This window comes from Streptomyces sp. NPDC031049 (assembly GCF_055571015.1).
Genome location: NZ_JBVIGC010000012.1, coordinates 224,356 through 239,367, shown reverse-complemented (window position 1 = coordinate 239,367; position 15,012 = coordinate 224,356). Strand labels below are relative to the sequence as shown.

The following is a 15,012-nucleotide window of genomic DNA, read 5'->3' as shown; positions in this document are numbered from 1 at the left end:
GCCGCCCGGACGACCGTCCGCGGCGCGCCGGAGGGGGGTACGACGGGCCGTGGCCGACAGTGGGCGGGAGCGACCCGGCGCGATCACCGGAGAACGCCGGCCCGGGGACACCGGTACGGGAAACCGGCCCCGGAAACCGACCACCGAACAGGGAGCGACGCGATGAACCTGGACCTCGACGGGCGGACCGCACTCGTGACGGGCTCTTCGCAGGGGATCGGCGCGGCGATCGCCGCCGGGCTGGCGCGGGCGGGCGCCCGCGTGGGCGTCAACGGACGCGACGCCGCCCGCCTGGAGGAGAGCGTCGAGACGCTGCGCGCCGAGGTGCCGGGCGGCGACTTCGTGCCGGTCGCCGCCGACCTCGCCACCGAGGAGGGGGCCCGGGCGGCGGTCGAGGCGCTGCCCGCCACCGACATCCTCGTCAACAACCTCGGCGTCTTCGGTGCCGTACCGGCGCTGGAGATCAGCGACGACGAGTGGCGCCGCTACTTCGAGATCAACGTCCTGGCGGGCGTCAGGCTCACGCGTGCGTATCTCCCCCGGATGAGGGACCGGGGCTGGGGGCGCGTGCTGTACATCGCCAGCGACTCCGCCGTCGTCGTCCCGGCCGAGATGATCCACTACGGGGTGTCCAAGACGGCCCTGCTCGCCGTCGCCCGCGGTTTCGCCAAGGAGGCGGCCGGCAGCGGCGTCACGGTGAACTCCGTCATCGCGGGCCCCACCCACACCGAAGGCGTGGAGGAGTTCGTCCACCAGCTGGTCGGCCGCGACCTGCCCTGGGACGAGGCGCAGCGCGTGTTCATGCGCGAGCACCGCCCCCAGTCGCTGCTCCAGCGGCTGATCGAGCCCGAGGAGATCGCCAACCTCGTCGTCTACCTCAGCTCGGCGCAGGCCTCGGCGACGACGGGCGCGGCCGTCCGCGTCGACGGCGGCTACGTCGACTCGATCCTGCCGTAGCCGCCGCCTGGTCCGGTCGGTCCGGTCGTCGCTAGGTCCGGTCGGTCCGGTCGTCGCTCCGCTCGGTCCCGCCGTCGCTCCGCCGCCTGGTCCGGTCGGTCCGCCGGTCGTCCGGGCGGGCCTCCCGGCCGCCGACGATGTCGGTGACGCCGGACTCGTCGGCGGAGTCGTCCCCGGCCCGGGGAGTGCTCCGGCCGCCGCCGGGCTGCCCGCCCCCGGTGGTGCCGTAGCCGCCCGGCACGCCCGGGACGCTGTCGGCGTCGGCCTGCTCACGGCTGATGTGCCGGGTGGCGCGCACGCCCGCGCGGCGTTCGGAGTACCGGTAGGTGAAGAGGCGGGCCTCGGCGCGCTCCTCCTCGGTGCGGCCGTACCGCTCGGGTCCGTTTTCGGGTGTCTTGCGGTCGTTCATGGCGTTCGCGTACCCCCGCCGGGCGGGGCCATGTGGCGTCAGCCGCCCGGGTCCGCGCGGCGCCGGTCGGCGTCGTCCCAGGCCCGGGTGTCGCGCGGCTCCACGTACGGCTCCTCCTCGGCCGGATGGCCGCCGTCGATGACGCGCTGCCGCGCCAGCTCGGCGTCGAACTCCAGACCGAGCAGGATGGCGAGATTGGTCACCCACAGCCAGATCAGGAAGACGATGACGCCGGCCAGGGTGCCGTAGGTCTTGTTGTACGAGCCGAAGTTGGCGACGTAGAAGGCGAAGCCGGCGGAGGCGAGCATCCAGATCACGAGGGCCAGGAGGCTGCCCGGGGTGATCCACTTGAAGCCGCGCACCCGGGCGTTCGGGGTCGCCCAGTACAGGACCGCGATCATCAGCGTGACCAGCACCACCAGCACCGGCCACTTGGCGATCGCCCACACCGTCAGGGCGGTGTCGCCCACGCCCAGCGCGGTGCCGGCCTGCTCGGCGAGGGTGCCGGTGAACACGACGATCAGCGCGCTGACCACGGCGAGCACCAGCAGCAGTACGGTCAGCGCCACCCGGAGCGGCAGCACCTTCCACACCGGGCGGCCCTCGGGGACGTCGTACACCGCGTTGGCGGAGCGGATGAACGCGGCCACGTAGCCGGAGGCGGACCACACCGCGCCGATCAGACCGACGATCGCGAGCGCGGACCCCAGGCCGGCACTGCCCTGCAACTGCCGTACGGCGTCGGAGATGATGTCCCGGGCCGAGCCGGGGGCGAGCTGTTGCAGGTTGTCCAGCACGCTCTGGGTGGCCGACTGCCCGGCGATGCCGAGCAGGGAGACCAGCACCAGCAGGGCCGGGAACAGCGACAGTACGCCGTAGTAGGTCAGCGCGGCGGCGCGGTCGGTGAGTTCGTCGTCCTTGAACTCCGCGAGGACGCGCCGCAGCAGTGCCGTCCACGAGCGTTTGGGCAGCTCGGTGGGGGAGTCGGGGGCGGCGCGTTCGGTGGCCGCGTCCGGGCCGTAGTCCGCGGGCCGCTCCGGGGCCCGCTCCTCGGTGGGCCGCTCGCCGCCGGTCCCTTCCCGGGCGAGCCGCTCGTCGGACGGCCGAGGGCTCCGGCCGGACGCGTCGTCCTGACCGGTGCCGTGCTTGTCACGGTGGGGGAGATGCAGTCGGGCCATGGAGGGCGGGTAGCCCTTCCCGCCGATCCCACGCACCCGCGCTCGGGATGTGCGGCCCGCGCCGGGGGTGTGCGCCCCGCGCGCAAGGCCGCGCCGTTCACACGTGGTCCGGGGGCCCGGCCCCTTCCCACAATGGTCCGCGCGGGCAGGTTCCGCCCACCATCCGCATCGGGGCGGGGCCTGCCCGCACCCGTGGGCGCACACCTGGGAGGCCCCGGTTCCGGGGCTTTCCGGCCGAAGTATGCCGCACCGCGGGCACGTTCCACTGGAAAATGCCAAAGCCCTCACCTGATGCGTGCACGTTCCGTAGTCTCGGCGTCACGTTCGAGGCACACCTGTGCAGGGGGAGGGGATCCGGCGTGCCCGGAATCGACGAGAGTCTGCTGGAAACCATGCGGCTGCCCGGGGCACGGGGCGCGTCGCTGGTCGACTGGATCAGCGGACTCGCCCTGGGTTCGGTGGGCGAGGCCCCCGGCGGCGACCCCGAGGCGACGGCCGCGGAGGCCGCCGAACTCGCCCGCCACGCCGCGGAGAGCGCCTCCCTGGCGCCGGCCGGCCGTGCCGCCGCGGCCGACAAGGAGCCCCCGGTCGAGGACCTGATCGTCACCACCGCCGACTCCTATCACCTGCTGCGGTTCGTCAGCACCCCGTTCGACAGCACCGTGTTCCTGCACCTGTGGCTGGACCGCAACGACGGCAACCTGGCCCTGGCCCGGATCCGGCTGGCCGAGCTGGCGGACCGCCTGGTGCTCGGATGACGGCGACGACCTGGGCCGCCCACGACACGACCTCCGCCTCGCTGCGCGCCCTGGCCGCCGAGCGCGCGACCGGCGCCCTCTCCGGCGAACGCGGCGTCGTCTACCTCGCCGCCGGCCGCGTCGTGCACGTCGAGTCCGCCCTCACCCCGGACCTCGGCGTCCTGCTCACGCACAGCGGCGCCGTCGCCCCCGACGGCTGGTGGGAGGCGGTGGACCGGGACGGCGCACGGCACCGGGTGGGGCGCCGGCTGGTGGACAGCGGGCGGCTCGCGGCCGGCGCGCTGGAGGTCTGCCACCTCGGGGCGCTCTTCGACGCCGCGTACTTCGTCCTCGCCCATGACGGCCGCGCCCACCGGTTCCGGCCGGGCGCCGCGCACTGGCTCGGCGCGGTCCGCGCCGTGCCGGTGGACACCGTCGTCCGCGAGTCCCGGCGCCGCCGCGCCCTGCTGGACCGCATCTGGCCCGACCCCGCCGTCGACGTCGCCCCGCTCGCGCGCACCCCCGACGCCGCGACCGCGGACCTGCCGGCCCGGCGCGGCCGCATCCTCGCCCGGGTCGACGGCGTGAGCACCGCCGCGGACATCGCCGCCGCCCTGGCCTGCCGCACCTACCACACACTCGTCGAACTGCGCCGCCTGGCCGCCGGCGGACTGATCACGGCCGTTCCGCGCCGCCCCGCACCCCCGCCGGCCGTGGACCCGTGCGGGCCGGCGTGGGACGACCCCGACACGGCCCTGCTGCGCCGGCTTCGAGACGCCTTGGAGGCCTTGTGATCCGCGCGCGCCGACAGCGTGCCGAAAGGAGACTGCTCATGGCCGTCGAGAGGGACGTCCTGGACGAACTGCACCGACTGCGCGCCCGGATACCCCAGTTGACCGGATCGCTCGCGGCCACCGTCGACGGGCTCGTCCTCGCCCACGACGCGCCCGGGACCGAACCCGAAGGGCTCGCCGCCCTGACCGCCGCCGCCCTCGGCGTGGCGCACCGCACGGCCGAGGCCACCGGGCGCGGCGCGTTCCGCGAACTGCTGCTGCGGGGCGCCGACGGATACGTCGCCACCTACGCGGCCGGCCCGTCCGCCGTGCTCACCCTCCTCGCCGACGGCCGCGTCAACGTCGGCCGGCTGCACCTGGAGGGCCGGCGCAGCGGGACGCGGATCGGCGACCTGGTGGCCGGCCGCGTCGGCCCGCCCCGGACCGGCGAGCGGGCCGCGCCCCCCGAGCCGCCCGCGCTCACCGCCGCGGACGGGAGCCGGCCCATCGGCACCCTGCCGGTGCGCACGCCGCAGCGGCCCGCACACCCGCCCCGCCCTTCGGCCGGCGGCCGGCACCGCACGACCTGAGCCGGCCTCGCCGGCGCCGTCGCCCGACCCACAGCCACGACACCGATACACAGGTACACACGGAAGGAAGCCACCATGGCCAACCTGGAGACCTCCCTCAAGGAATGCCTCAGCTCCATCGACGGAGCCACGGCCGTCGCCCTGGTCGACTACACCAGCGGCATGGCCCTCGGCACCCTCGGCGGGACCAAGGACTTCGACCTGGAGGTCGCCGCCGCCGGCAACACCGACGTCGTACGGGCCAAGCTGCGCACCATGGAGCACCTCGGCCTGAAGGAGGAGATCGAGGACATCCTGATCACCCTCAGCACGCAGTACCACCTGATCCGGCTGCTCAAGGGCCGTGGCGGCAACGGGCTGTTCCTCTACCTGGTGCTCGACGCCGGCCGGGCCAATCTGGCGATGGCCCGCCACCAGCTGCGCAGGATCGAGGCCGATCTGGAGGTCTGAACGACGCGACGCCCGGTGCCCGCGGCCGTACACGACCGCGGGCACCGGGCGTCGCCGCTCGGCGAGGGTGCGCTCAGGCGCCGCTCGCCCGGAGCATGTCCTCGCGCTCGACGATCTTCACCCGCTCACGGCCCTGGGGCTCGCCCAGCGCCTTCTCCGCGGCGTCGAGGCGGTACCAGCCGTCCCAGGTGGTGAAGCGGACGTCCCGCTCGGCCAGGAAGGCGTCCACCGCCTCCGGAGCGGGCGTGGCGGGGGTGTGCAGCCGGCCGTTCGCGTAGTCGTCCAGGAGGTTGGCCACCGTCTCGTTGGCGTCGCCCTTGGTGTGGCCGATCAGGCCGACCGGGCCGCGCCGGATCCACCCCGTGACGTACGTCGACCGAAGGTGCTCCCCCGACTCCTGGATCACCCGGCCGCCCTCGTCCGGGACGGTGCCGGACTCGAGGTCCCAGGGCAGCTTGGGCAGCTGGTCGGAGAGGTAGCCGACCGCGCGGTAGACGGCGGTGACGTCCCAGTCCTTGAACTCGCCGGTGCCCTTGACGTTGCCGGTGCCGTCCAGCGCCGTGCGCTCGGTGCGCAGGCCGACGACCCTGCCGTCCTCGCCGAGGATCTCGGCCGGCGACTCGAAGAAGTGCAGGAACAGTTTGTGCGGGCGGTCGCCGACGTCGCGGATCGCCCAGTTCTCCAGCGTCTTGGCGACCATGTCGGCCTGCTTGTTGCCGCGCCGGGTGGCGATCGAGCCGTCGTCGTAGTCGATGTCCTCGGGGTCGACGATCACCTCGATGCTGGGGGAGTGGTCCAGCTCCCGCAGCTCCATCGGGCTGAACTTCGCCTGTGCCGGGCCGCGGCGGCCGAAGACGTGGATCTCCTTGGCCCGGTTGGCCTTGAGTCCGTCGTAGACGTTGGCCGGGATCTCGGTGGGCAGCAGTTCGTCGGCCGTCTTGGCGAGGATGCGGGCCACGTCGAGGGCGACGTTGCCGACGCCGAGCACCGCGACTTTCTCCGCCCGGAGCGGCCAGGTGCGCGGCACGTCCGGGTGGCCGTCGTACCAGGAGACGAAGTCCGCGGCGCCGTAGGAGCCCTCGAGGTCGATGCCGGGGATCGGCAGCGCCCGGTCGGCCGTCGCGCCGGTGGCGAAGATCACGCCGTCGTAGAAGGCGCGCAGGTCGTCCAGGCTGATGTCGGTGGGGTAGTCCACGTTGCCGAAGAGGCGGATCTGCGGCTTGTCCAGGACCTGGTGCAGGGCGGTGATGATGCCCTTGATCCGCGGGTGGTCGGGGGCGACCCCGTAACGGATGAGACCGAACGGGGCGGGCATGCGCTCGAAGATGTCGATGGACACGCCGGGGTCGGCGGCCACCTCGGACTTGAGCAGGGCGTCGGCGGCGTAGATACCGGCCGGGCCGGAGCCGACGATGGCTACCCGCAGCGGGCGGGGCATGATCAGGTTCCCTTCGAGCGGTGACAGATCAACTCGTCGGGAAGCCTAAGCTAAGGCAACCCTAAGTCGGTACGCGGGTCCGGTCTATGGGCTCATAAGGCCCGCTTATGAGTGCCCAAGACGACTGTTTGGGCGGTCCCGCAGCGGAGACGCACAGGAAGGGGGCGGACCCGTCCGGCGGAGGGAGAACCCGTGAGCGACCCGAACCGATGGCGTGCCCTGTGGGTGACGCTCGTCGCGGGCTTCATGGCCCTGCTGGACGTGACCATCGTCGCCGTCGCCCTGCCCTCCATCCAGCAGGGACTGCACGCCTCGGCGGCGTCCGTGCAGTGGGTGGTGTCCGGCTACGCCCTCGCGTTCGCCCTTACCCTGGTGACGGCCGGACGCATCGGCGACGCCTTCGGCAGACGCCGGGTCTTCCTCGCCGCGCTGGCCGGCTTCGTGGTGTGCAGCGCCGCCGCCGGGGCCGCGCCCGACATCGGGCTGCTCGTCGCCGCCCGGCTCGCGCAGGGCGTCGCCGCGGGCAGCCTGGCGCCGCAGAACTCGGCGCTGATCCAGCAGCTGTTCCGGGGCGCGGAGCGGGGCCGGGCCTTCGGGCTCTTCGGTGCCACCGTGGGCGTCTCCAGCGCCGTCGGCCCGGTCGTCGGCGGCCTGATCCTGGCCCTGGCCGGACCGGAGGGCTGGCGCTGGATCTTCTATGTGAACGTGCCGGTCGGCGCGGTCGCCCTGGTGCTCGGCTGCCGCCTCCTGCCCCGCGTGGCCCCCGGCGGGCGGGGGCGCCTGGACCCCGTGGGCGTCGTGCTCCTCGGGGCCGGGATGCTGGCCCTGATGCTGCCGCTGGTGCTCGCCGAGGCCGGCGGCCTGGGCCGGGTGTGGTGGCTGTTCCCGCTGGGGCTGCTCGTCCTCGCCGCGTTCGCCCGGTGGGAGCGCCGGGTGGCACGCCGGGGCGGCGCACCCCTGCTGGACCCGGCGCTGCTGACCGAGACCCGCGGCTACGCCACGGGGGCCGCGCTGGCCGCCCTGTACTTCGTCGGGTTCAGCGGCGTGTGGCTGGTGTTCGCGCTGTTCTTCCAGAACGGCCTCGGCTACTCGCCCCTCCAGTCCGGCCTGGCCGTCACCCCGTTCGCCGTGGGGTCCGCCGTCGCGGCGGCCGTGGCCGGCCGGCTGGTGGAACGGCTCGGCCGGCTGCTGACCGTGTGGGGGCTGGCCGCCGCCATGGCCGGGCTCGGCACGACCGCGGTGGTGCTCTGGCTGGCGCCGGCGCACCTGGCCGCCTGGCTCTCCGCCCCCGCCCTGCTGCTCGGCGGCCTGGGCAGCGGCTGCGTGATCTCACCGAACATCACCATGACGCTGCGCGAGGTCCCCGTGCGCATGGCGGGCGCGGCCGGCGGCGCCCTCCAGACGGGCCAGCGCCTCGGCGGCGCCGTGGGCACCGCCGCGCTGCCGGGGCTGTACTACCTCACGCTCAACGCCACGCACGACAACCACCACGACGCCGTGGCCGTGTCGGTGGGGTCCGGCGTCGCCACCATGGTGTGCGCGCTGGCCGTGGCGGTCCTGGACCGGCGGCGGGAGAGCCACGCCCGTGGCGGACGCCGCCCGCCGCAGGCCCCCCGCGGCAGCGCCCACGCCGGCCGGCCCCGAGGACGCGCCGGCCGGCCCTGACAGGGCGCGACACGGCCCCCGGACGGCCGGCCGGGCCCGGTGACCGGGTCACCCGGCCACCCGGCGGTCAGGCGCGGCAGCGCAGCATCTCCAGTGGCGGATTGGCGAGCAGGTCCGCCCAGAACTCCGCCCCGAACCTGCTCACACCGGCCTCGGACACCTCCAGCGGCACCCAGGCGACCTCGTCGAACCCGGCGGCCCGCAGGCACTTCTCGTACACTTGGCGGCGCGGCAGGGTGCTGAGGATCGTGACCGGCGGATCGAGCAGCGCCGTGGTCCGCACCAGCGGTCCGGCCTCGGCCTCCTCACCGGTCAGCTCCGTGACGAAGCCGTACTTGGCCAGGGAGGGCCCGTCGAAGTCGTAGTCCGGGGACTGGTTGAACAGGAAGAACTCGGCGCCGGGCTTCAGGCTGCGGTGCACGTTGCGGCACATCCGCTCCATGGCCGCGACGTCCTCGGCGTAGTTGAGCAGCTGGACGGCCAGGGCCAGGTCGAAGCGCTGCTCCAGGGGCCGCAGTTCGGCCACGTCGCCCACCTCGTAGCGCACCCCCAGCGGTTCGCGCTCCTCCAGCCGCCGCGCCACGGCGACCATCTCGGCCGAGATGTCGATCCCGAGCACATCGGCGGCCCCGCGCCGCTTCAGCTCCCTGCTGTAGAAGCCGGTACCGGACGCCAGGTCGAGGACCGACCTGCCGCGCACGTCCCCGACCAGGCCCAGTACGCCGGGCACCTCCCCGTACCGCACCACCGGCAGGGCCTTGAAGCCCTCGAAGGCCTCACCGATCTCGTCGTACTGCTGTGCGCTCACCGTGCCGTCCTCCCCTGCACCGGGTCATCCGTCCGTGGCCTCGGCCCCGCATCGCGGGACGCCGCAGGCACTGGCGGGCAGTCTTCCGCCCGCCCGGCGGGCCGGCGTACCGGCAGAAGGCACGAAGATGAGGGCGGCGACCGGGACGCGTCTACGAAACGACGCGCGGGCGCACGCCCGTGAACGGACGAGGGACGGCCTGCCCCGCCGGGTTCAGCGCCGCTTGCCGAACCTGCGCAGCAGCTGCTGGGCCTGGGCGCGGCGGCGCGGGTCCGAGGCGGCGCGCCGCACCTGCTCCGTCGCCCGGCGGCCCTGGGGGCTGCGCGCGAACTCCTTGATCCGGTTCATCATCGAGGCCATGTCGTCCTCCTTCTTCGGTCTTCTTCGGTCCTCTTCGGTGACGGACCGCGTCGGCCGTGCCGTGTCCGCCGAGCCGTACGGTCCTGCCGTCCGTCGTGGGGTCCGCCTACCCGTCCCGTGCCCGCTCACCCCGGCGGCCGTCACGGAATGGGCTGTTCCGCCCAGATGACCTTGCCCTCCGGCGTGTAGCGCGTCCCCCAGCGCTCGGCCAGCTGTGCGACCAGGAACAGCCCCCGCCCGCCCTCGTCCGTCATGGCGGCGTAGCGCAGGTGCGGCGAGGTGCTGGTGCCGTCGAACACCTCGCAGATCAGGCTCCGGTCGCGCAGCACCCGGACGTGGATGGGCTCGGCCCCGTACCGGATCGCGTTGGTGACCAGCTCGCTCAGGATGAGTTCGGTGGTGAACGCCAGCTCGTCCAGGCCCCAGTCGGCCAGCCGCCGCAGGACTTTGGCGCGCACCTCGCCGACGGCCGCGGGGTCGGCCGGCACCCGCCACTCGGCGACCCGGTCCGGACCGAGCGCCCGCGTGCGGGCGACCAGCAGCGCGATGTCGTCGCTGGACCGCGTCGGCGGCCGGCTCTCGAGCACCCTCCGGCAGGTCTCCTCGGGCGAGGGGCCGGCCGTCTCCAGGGCGTCCCGCAGACGTGTCAGCCCGACGTCGATGTCGTGCTCCCGGTCCTCGACCAGCCCGTCCGTGTAGAGCACCAGCCGGCTGCCCTGCGCGAGCTCCAGCTCCGTCGTCTCGAACGGCAGTCCGCCGAGCCCCAGCGGGGGACCGGTCGGCACGTCGGGGAACTCCACGCCGCCGTCGGGCCCGACCACCGCGGGCGGCGGATGACCGGCCCGGGCGATCACACAGGTCCGGGAGACCGGATCGTAGATGGCGTACAGGCACGTCGCACCGGTGACGGGTGCGCTGCCGCCCGCCGCCGCCTCGTCCTGGTCGATCCGGGCGACCAGCTCGTCCAGCAGCGTCAGCAGCTCGTCCGGCGGCAGGTCCAGCGAGGAGAAGTTGTGCACCGCGGTGCGCAGCCGCCCCATGGTGGCCGCCGCGTGCAGCCCGTGTCCGACGACGTCGCCCACCACCAGCGCCACCCGCGCCCCGGACAGCGGCAGGACGTCGAACCAGTCCCCGCCGACCCCGGCCTGCGCCGGCAGGTACCGGTAGGCGATCTCCAGCGCGTCCTGCTCGGGCAGCGAGCGCGGCAGCAGGCTCTGCTGGAGCGTCACGGCCATGCTGTGCTCGCGCGTGTAGCGGCGGGCGTTGTCGATGGAGACCGCGGCGCGCGCCACCAGCTCCTCGGCGAGGGCCAGTTCGTCCTCGTCGAACGGCTGGGGCTGCTCGGCCCTCCAGAAGCTCACCACGCCCAGCACCAGCGTGCCCGCGCGCAGCGGCACGGTGATCAGCGAGTGGATGCCGAACGCCATCACCTGCGCCGAGCGCTCCAGGTCCTGTGCCTGCCAGCCGGGGGACCGCTCCAGGTGCGGCGCCAGGACGGGGCGGCCGGTGCGCAGGCTGTGGCCCTGCGGCGAGGACTCCACGAAACGGAGCTGGTGGCCCACCGCGTACAGCGGCGCGCCCGGGCGCACGCCGCTGAGCGCGGTGCGGCGCAGGGAGTTCCCCGGCTCCGGCTGGCCGCCCGCCAGCACCGCGTCGAACAGGTCGACGGTGGCGAAGTCCGCGAACCGGGGCACCGCCAGCCGGGCCAGTTCCTCGGCGGTGCGGGTGACGTCGAGGCTTGTGCCGATGCCCACCCCGGCCGCGTACAGCATGTCCAGGCGCTCCCGGGCGGTCTCGGCCCGGCCGGACAGGGCCCGCAGTTCCGTGGAGTCGCGCAGCGTGGCCACGCTGCCCGGCGGGCCGCCCTGGATGTCCGTGGGCCGCTGGTTGACGGCCAGCAGCCGGTCCTTGACCAGGTGCACCTCGTCGGTCGCGACCCGGCCGGAGGCCAGCAGGGACGCGGTGTCGGCGGGCAGCGGAAGGTCGCCGACGTGCCGGCCCTCGGCGTCCTCGGGCAGGTCGAGCAGCCGGTGCGCCTCGTCGTTGGCGAGCAGCAGCCGGCCCTCTCCGCCGACGATGAGCACGCCCTCGCGGACGGCGTGCAGGACGGCGTCGTGGTGCTCGTACATCCGGGTCATCTCGTCCGGTCCCAGGCCGTGCGTCTGCCGCCGCAGCCGTCTGCTGACCAGCGCCGTGCCCGCGGTGGCCAGGACGAGCGCCACGGCGGCGGCGACGAGCACCAGCGGCATCTGCCGGTTGGCGGACACCCCCACGTTCTCCGTCGTGATGCCGGCCGAGACCAGCCCGATCACCGAACCGTCGGCCGCCTCGACGGGCACGACGGCCTGGACCAGCGGGCCGATGGTCCCCTCGATCTCCTCGGTCACCGTCCGCCCCTGGAGCGCGGGGGCGATGGTGCCGACGAACTTCTTTCCGATGCGGTCCGGGATGGGGTGCGTGTAGCGGACGCCCTCGGGGCTCATCACGACGATGAAGTCCACGCCCGTCGCCTTGCGGGCGGCCTCCGCGCGCGGCTGGAGGACCGCCGTCGGGTCCGGGGCGCGCAGCGCCTCGCGGATGCCCGGCGCGTTGGCGAACGTGCCGGCCACGGCGACCGAGCGGTTGCGGGCCTCGACCGTGCTGTCGTGCCGTCCCTGGAGCACCAGCGCGACCACCGCCGCCACGACCAGCAGCAGCACGATCACGACCTGGAAGACGAACACCTGTCCGGCGACGGTGCGCCCGGTCAGTGCCGACCGCAGTCCCGCGGCCTCTCCCCGCCGCGACCGGTGTGCGTCTCGCTGCCGCCCAGCGGGCGGACCGCTGGGACGCCGGGCAGACCGAGCTTCCGATCGACCCATTAGTCGGACCATGTGCCCATGTCTACACTGCCGGGACGCGTGAGGCGAGGGGCGTCCCCCCGCCCCGGCGGGCCCGTCCCCGCCGCCGTCGCCCCGTGCCGGACGGCCGCCCGGGGCGGGGGCCTCACCGCCGACTCCCCGGCGCGGGACGGCGGGTGACGAGCAGCAGGGCGATGTCGTCGGGGCGGTCCACGGTGTGCCGGGCCGTCGCGCTGAGCCGGTCGGCCACCCCCGCCAGCCATCGGCCGGTCGGGCGTACGTCGCTGTCACCGGCCCTGGCCAGCGCCAGCCGCAGGCCCGTGATCCCGTCGTCGATGTCCGCGCCGGGCCGCTCCACCAGGCCGTCGGTGTAGAGAGCCAGCACGGCGCCGGGCTCCAGGTGGAACTCCGTCAGCGGATAGCGGGCCTGCGGATCGACGCCGAGCACCACACCGCCGGGGAGGTGCAGCACCTCGGTGCGGCCGTCCGGGTGGCGCACCAGCGGCGGTGGATGGCCCGCCCGGGAGGCGCGGACCAGCCCGGTCGCCGGGTCCAGGCGCAGGTAGCAGCAGCTGGCGAACAGGCCCACGTCCAGGTCGATCAGCAGGTGGTTGGTGCTGCTGAGCACCTCGTCGGGCGGCCGGTCGCCGAGCGCGAACGCCCGGGCGGCGCTGCGCAGCTGCCCCATCGTGGCCGCCGCCTGCACGCCGTGGCCCTGCACGTCCCCGATGACCAGGGCCCTGCCGTCCCCCGACGCCACCACGTCGTACCAGTCGCCGCCCACGTCCATGCCCTGGGTGCCCGGCAGATACCGTCCCGCGGTCTCCATCAGGGGGTGGGCCGGCAGCCGCCGGGGCAGCAGCGCCCGTTGCAGCCCGCGGGCGAGGGCGGCCTCCGTCTCGTACCGCCGGGCCCGCTCCATGGCCTGGGCGATCAGCCCGGCGAGCGCGGTGAGCACCGTCCGTTCCTCGGTGCTGAAACTGCGCGGCCGGTCGAAGCCGAGGATGCAGGAGCCGACCGGACGGCCCGAGGAGATCAGCGGCAGGAATGCACGGGCGCCGACGGTGGCGTCCAGGGGGATGCCCGGGTAGGCGCGGGCCAGGGCCTGCATCGAGTCGAAGAAGAGCGGCCGGCCGCTGGTGAGCGTCTCGACCCCCGGCAGCCGGGCGTCCAGGGCGACGCCCTCGAACGGGGCCAGGAAGCCGGGCGGGAACCCCGTCTCCCAGGCCAGGTACAGGTGCCGGTCCTGGAGCAGGTAGAGGGCGAGCCGCCGGCCCCCGAACGCCGGCAGCAGCTCGCGGACGACGACCTCGGACACCTGCCGCGGCGTGGTCGCCTCCGCCAGGGCCACGGCCAGCACGATGGGCCGGTGCAGTGCGGAGGTGGTGGCGACGACGGGCGGCAGCTCGCCCGGGGGCGGTGCCGGGGACGCGGCGGCCTGCTCGGCCGTGAGACCGGCGGCGGCCTCGGCCACCCGGTTCGCCGGCCGGACCGTGCCGGTCAGCAGGTCCGGCCCGGGATGCACCGACACCGCCAGCCAGTCGCCCTCGTAGTCCGGCGGCCGTGCCGACCGGCCGCCGTCGGGCGGGCGGCGCACATGGAAGTGGACGGGGTCGGGGGACAGCAGCGCGCCCCGCAGGTGGTCCTCGGCCGCCGCCTGGTTCAGCCAGGGCACGGCGTCCCACAGGGAGTGGCCGACCAGCCGTGTCCTGGGCCTGCCGAGCAACCGGGCAGCGCGCGGGTTGGCGTAGACGATCACGCCCAGCCGGTCCAGGCAGAACACCCCGTCGGGCAGCAGGTCCGCCGCGGCGTCGGCCACCGGTCCGAGCCCCGGGTCGCGCACGGCACCCCGCACCGGATCGGTGCCGGGCGGCGCGGCGTACGGCTTCCACAGCTCGACCAGGCGCAGCGCGCCGTCGGCGGTGCGCACCGGCAGGGGCAGCGGCGGCGGCCGGCCGGCGGCGGTCTGCCGCAGCGCGGCGGTGATCCGGTGGCCGTCCTCGGGGGCCAGCGCGGCCATGAGGGCCTCGGCGGTCGCCGACGGGCCCTGGACCGGCAGCGGGAGCAGGGCGCGCAGCGGCTCGTCGACGGTCAGGGCGCCGGTGGCGGCGTCCCAGGCGAAGCTTCCGGCGTGCTGCGCGGGGCGCCGGGCCGCGGGGGGCCGCACGCACACGGGCTCCCCGTCCCAGACGACGGGCGGCCCGGCCTCCGCCGACAGGGCCTCCAACGCGGTGCCCAGGTCCTCGGCGATCCGCGCCAGCCGGTCCAGGTGCCCCACCAGCTCGGCGTTGTCGGAGGCGGCGGGCCGCAGCACGGTGAGCACCCCGAAGATCTTCTGCGGACTTCCGACGGGCAGGTGCAGGGAGCCGAACGGGAACGGCAGGCCGGCCGCGAACTGCGGATAGCGGCGCATCGTCTCCGTGGCGTTGGCCAGAATCACCCGCACGCCCAGCCGGTAGGCGTCCGCCACCGGGAACGGGCGGTCGACGTGCATCTTCCACCAGGGGCGGAACAGCGGGCCGGGCAGTCCGACGAGTGCCGACAGCCGCAGCAGGCCGGGCGTGCCGCTCCGCAGGTAGACGCCTCCCGCATGGCCGCCGGCCGCGGCGACCGCCTCGGTCGAGGCGTCGATCAGCAGCGCCGCCAGCCGACCGGCCGCGCGGCCCGTCTCCTCGGCGCCTGCTGTCATCGGCCCCACCTCGTCCGTGCGCCGTCACGCGGGCGACACAGCAAGAATGCGCCACGGCCACCCCCTCGCGCACCTGGGAGCGGCATGTGCCCTCAGAGCCCGGGGATCGAAACTTTCG

13 protein-coding genes are annotated in these 15,012 nt (G+C 74.8%); 6 read left to right on the top strand and 7 right to left on the bottom strand.

All coding sequences use genetic code 11. The features are described 5' to 3' along the window. Window positions 1–162 precede the first annotated feature (162 nt). Window positions 163–957, top strand: coding sequence for an SDR family NAD(P)-dependent oxidoreductase (locus tag ACZ45Q_RS21805; protein WP_468263814.1), 795 nt, complete (start codon window positions 163–165; stop codon window positions 955–957). A gap of 31 nt (window positions 958–988) precedes the next feature. Here ACZ45Q_RS21805 and ACZ45Q_RS21800 read toward each other — a convergent pair whose 3' ends face one another. Together ACZ45Q_RS21800 and ACZ45Q_RS21795 are read right to left on the bottom strand one after the other, a co-directional pair. Next, complete coding sequence (locus ACZ45Q_RS21800) at window positions 989–1,366, bottom strand: hypothetical protein (protein WP_468263811.1); 378 nt, start codon at window positions 1,364–1,366, stop codon at window positions 989–991. 38 nt (window positions 1,367–1,404) lie between these two features. After that, window positions 1,405–2,544: a YihY/virulence factor BrkB family protein gene (locus ACZ45Q_RS21795; protein WP_468263808.1), complete on the bottom strand. Its 1,140-nt coding sequence runs from the start codon at window positions 2,542–2,544 to the stop codon at window positions 1,405–1,407. A gap of 359 nt (window positions 2,545–2,903) precedes the next feature. On the opposite strand from ACZ45Q_RS21795, the gene ACZ45Q_RS21790 reads away from it, so the two are divergent. From ACZ45Q_RS21790 to ACZ45Q_RS21775, 4 genes are all read left to right on the top strand, one after another. Next, window positions 2,904–3,302 carry a hypothetical protein gene (locus ACZ45Q_RS21790; RefSeq protein WP_468263805.1) on the top strand — a complete coding sequence of 133 codons (399 nt, stop codon included), beginning with the start codon at window positions 2,904–2,906 and terminating at the stop codon, window positions 3,300–3,302. After that, complete coding sequence (locus tag ACZ45Q_RS21785) at window positions 3,299–4,075, top strand: hypothetical protein (protein ID WP_468263803.1); 777 nt, start codon at window positions 3,299–3,301, stop codon at window positions 4,073–4,075. Before ACZ45Q_RS21790 ends, ACZ45Q_RS21785 begins: the two co-directional genes overlap by 4 nt. Window positions 4,076–4,113: 38 nt before the next feature. Next, window positions 4,114–4,644, top strand: a complete 531-nt coding sequence (locus tag ACZ45Q_RS21780; RefSeq protein WP_468263800.1) for a roadblock/LC7 domain-containing protein — start codon at window positions 4,114–4,116, stop codon at window positions 4,642–4,644. A 75-nt stretch (window positions 4,645–4,719) separates the two neighbouring features. Next, a complete protein-coding gene (locus ACZ45Q_RS21775; RefSeq protein WP_468263797.1) occupies window positions 4,720–5,094 on the top strand; it encodes a roadblock/LC7 domain-containing protein in 375 nt (124 codons plus the stop codon). 73 nt (window positions 5,095–5,167) lie between these two features. Here the strand turns inward: ACZ45Q_RS21775 and ACZ45Q_RS21770 are convergent, their stop codons facing one another. Beyond that, complete coding sequence (locus ACZ45Q_RS21770; protein WP_468263795.1) at window positions 5,168–6,532, bottom strand: FAD-dependent oxidoreductase; 1,365 nt, start codon at window positions 6,530–6,532, stop codon at window positions 5,168–5,170. A gap of 246 nt (window positions 6,533–6,778) precedes the next feature. Between ACZ45Q_RS21770 and ACZ45Q_RS21765 the strand changes: the two genes are divergently transcribed. Beyond that, window positions 6,779–8,197, top strand: coding sequence for an MFS transporter (locus ACZ45Q_RS21765; protein ID WP_468263924.1), 1,419 nt, complete (start codon window positions 6,779–6,781; stop codon window positions 8,195–8,197). Between the two features lie 67 nt (window positions 8,198–8,264). On the opposite strand, the gene ACZ45Q_RS21760 is transcribed toward ACZ45Q_RS21765, so the two are convergent. From ACZ45Q_RS21760 to ACZ45Q_RS21745, 4 genes are all read right to left on the bottom strand, one after another. Further along, on the bottom strand, window positions 8,265–9,005 hold the full coding sequence (locus ACZ45Q_RS21760) for a class I SAM-dependent methyltransferase (protein ID WP_468263793.1): 741 nt from the start codon (window positions 9,003–9,005) through the stop codon (window positions 8,265–8,267). Between the two features lie 213 nt (window positions 9,006–9,218). Continuing rightward, complete coding sequence (locus ACZ45Q_RS21755) at window positions 9,219–9,365, bottom strand: hypothetical protein (RefSeq protein WP_468263790.1); 147 nt, start codon at window positions 9,363–9,365, stop codon at window positions 9,219–9,221. A gap of 140 nt (window positions 9,366–9,505) precedes the next feature. After that, complete coding sequence (locus tag ACZ45Q_RS21750) at window positions 9,506–12,238, bottom strand: SpoIIE family protein phosphatase (RefSeq protein WP_468263787.1); 2,733 nt, start codon at window positions 12,236–12,238, stop codon at window positions 9,506–9,508. Between the two features lie 112 nt (window positions 12,239–12,350). Next, window positions 12,351–14,894, bottom strand: coding sequence for a SpoIIE family protein phosphatase (locus ACZ45Q_RS21745; RefSeq protein ID WP_468263784.1), 2,544 nt, complete (start codon window positions 14,892–14,894; stop codon window positions 12,351–12,353). Window positions 14,895–15,012: the final 118 nt, after the last annotated feature.

What these genes read in the sequence shown, in the direction of transcription:
- ACZ45Q_RS21780 (WP_468263800.1), top strand. Translation starts at nt 4,114, where the DNA reads ATGGCCGTCGAGAGGGACGTCCTGGACGAACTGCACCGACTGCGCGCC.
- ACZ45Q_RS21765 (WP_468263924.1), top strand. Translation starts at nt 6,779, where the DNA reads ATGGCCCTGCTGGACGTGACCATCGTCGCCGTCGCCCTGCCCTCCATC.
- ACZ45Q_RS21770 (WP_468263795.1), bottom strand. Translation starts at nt 6,532, where the DNA reads ATGCCCCGCCCGCTGCGGGTAGCCATCGTCGGCTCCGGCCCGGCCGGT.
- ACZ45Q_RS21805 (WP_468263814.1), top strand. Translation starts at nt 163, where the DNA reads ATGAACCTGGACCTCGACGGGCGGACCGCACTCGTGACGGGCTCTTCG.
- ACZ45Q_RS21800 (WP_468263811.1), bottom strand. Translation starts at nt 1,366, where the DNA reads ATGAACGACCGCAAGACACCCGAAAACGGACCCGAGCGGTACGGCCGC.
- ACZ45Q_RS21745 (WP_468263784.1), bottom strand. Translation starts at nt 14,894, where the DNA reads ATGACAGCAGGCGCCGAGGAGACGGGCCGCGCGGCCGGTCGGCTGGCG.
- ACZ45Q_RS21750 (WP_468263787.1), bottom strand. Translation starts at nt 12,238, where the DNA reads ATGGTCCGACTAATGGGTCGATCGGAAGCTCGGTCTGCCCGGCGTCCC.
- ACZ45Q_RS21775 (WP_468263797.1), top strand. Translation starts at nt 4,720, where the DNA reads ATGGCCAACCTGGAGACCTCCCTCAAGGAATGCCTCAGCTCCATCGAC.
- ACZ45Q_RS21785 (WP_468263803.1), top strand. Translation starts at nt 3,299, where the DNA reads ATGACGGCGACGACCTGGGCCGCCCACGACACGACCTCCGCCTCGCTG.
- ACZ45Q_RS21755 (WP_468263790.1), bottom strand. Translation starts at nt 9,365, where the DNA reads ATGGCCTCGATGATGAACCGGATCAAGGAGTTCGCGCGCAGCCCCCAG.
- ACZ45Q_RS21795 (WP_468263808.1), bottom strand. Translation starts at nt 2,544, where the DNA reads ATGGCCCGACTGCATCTCCCCCACCGTGACAAGCACGGCACCGGTCAG.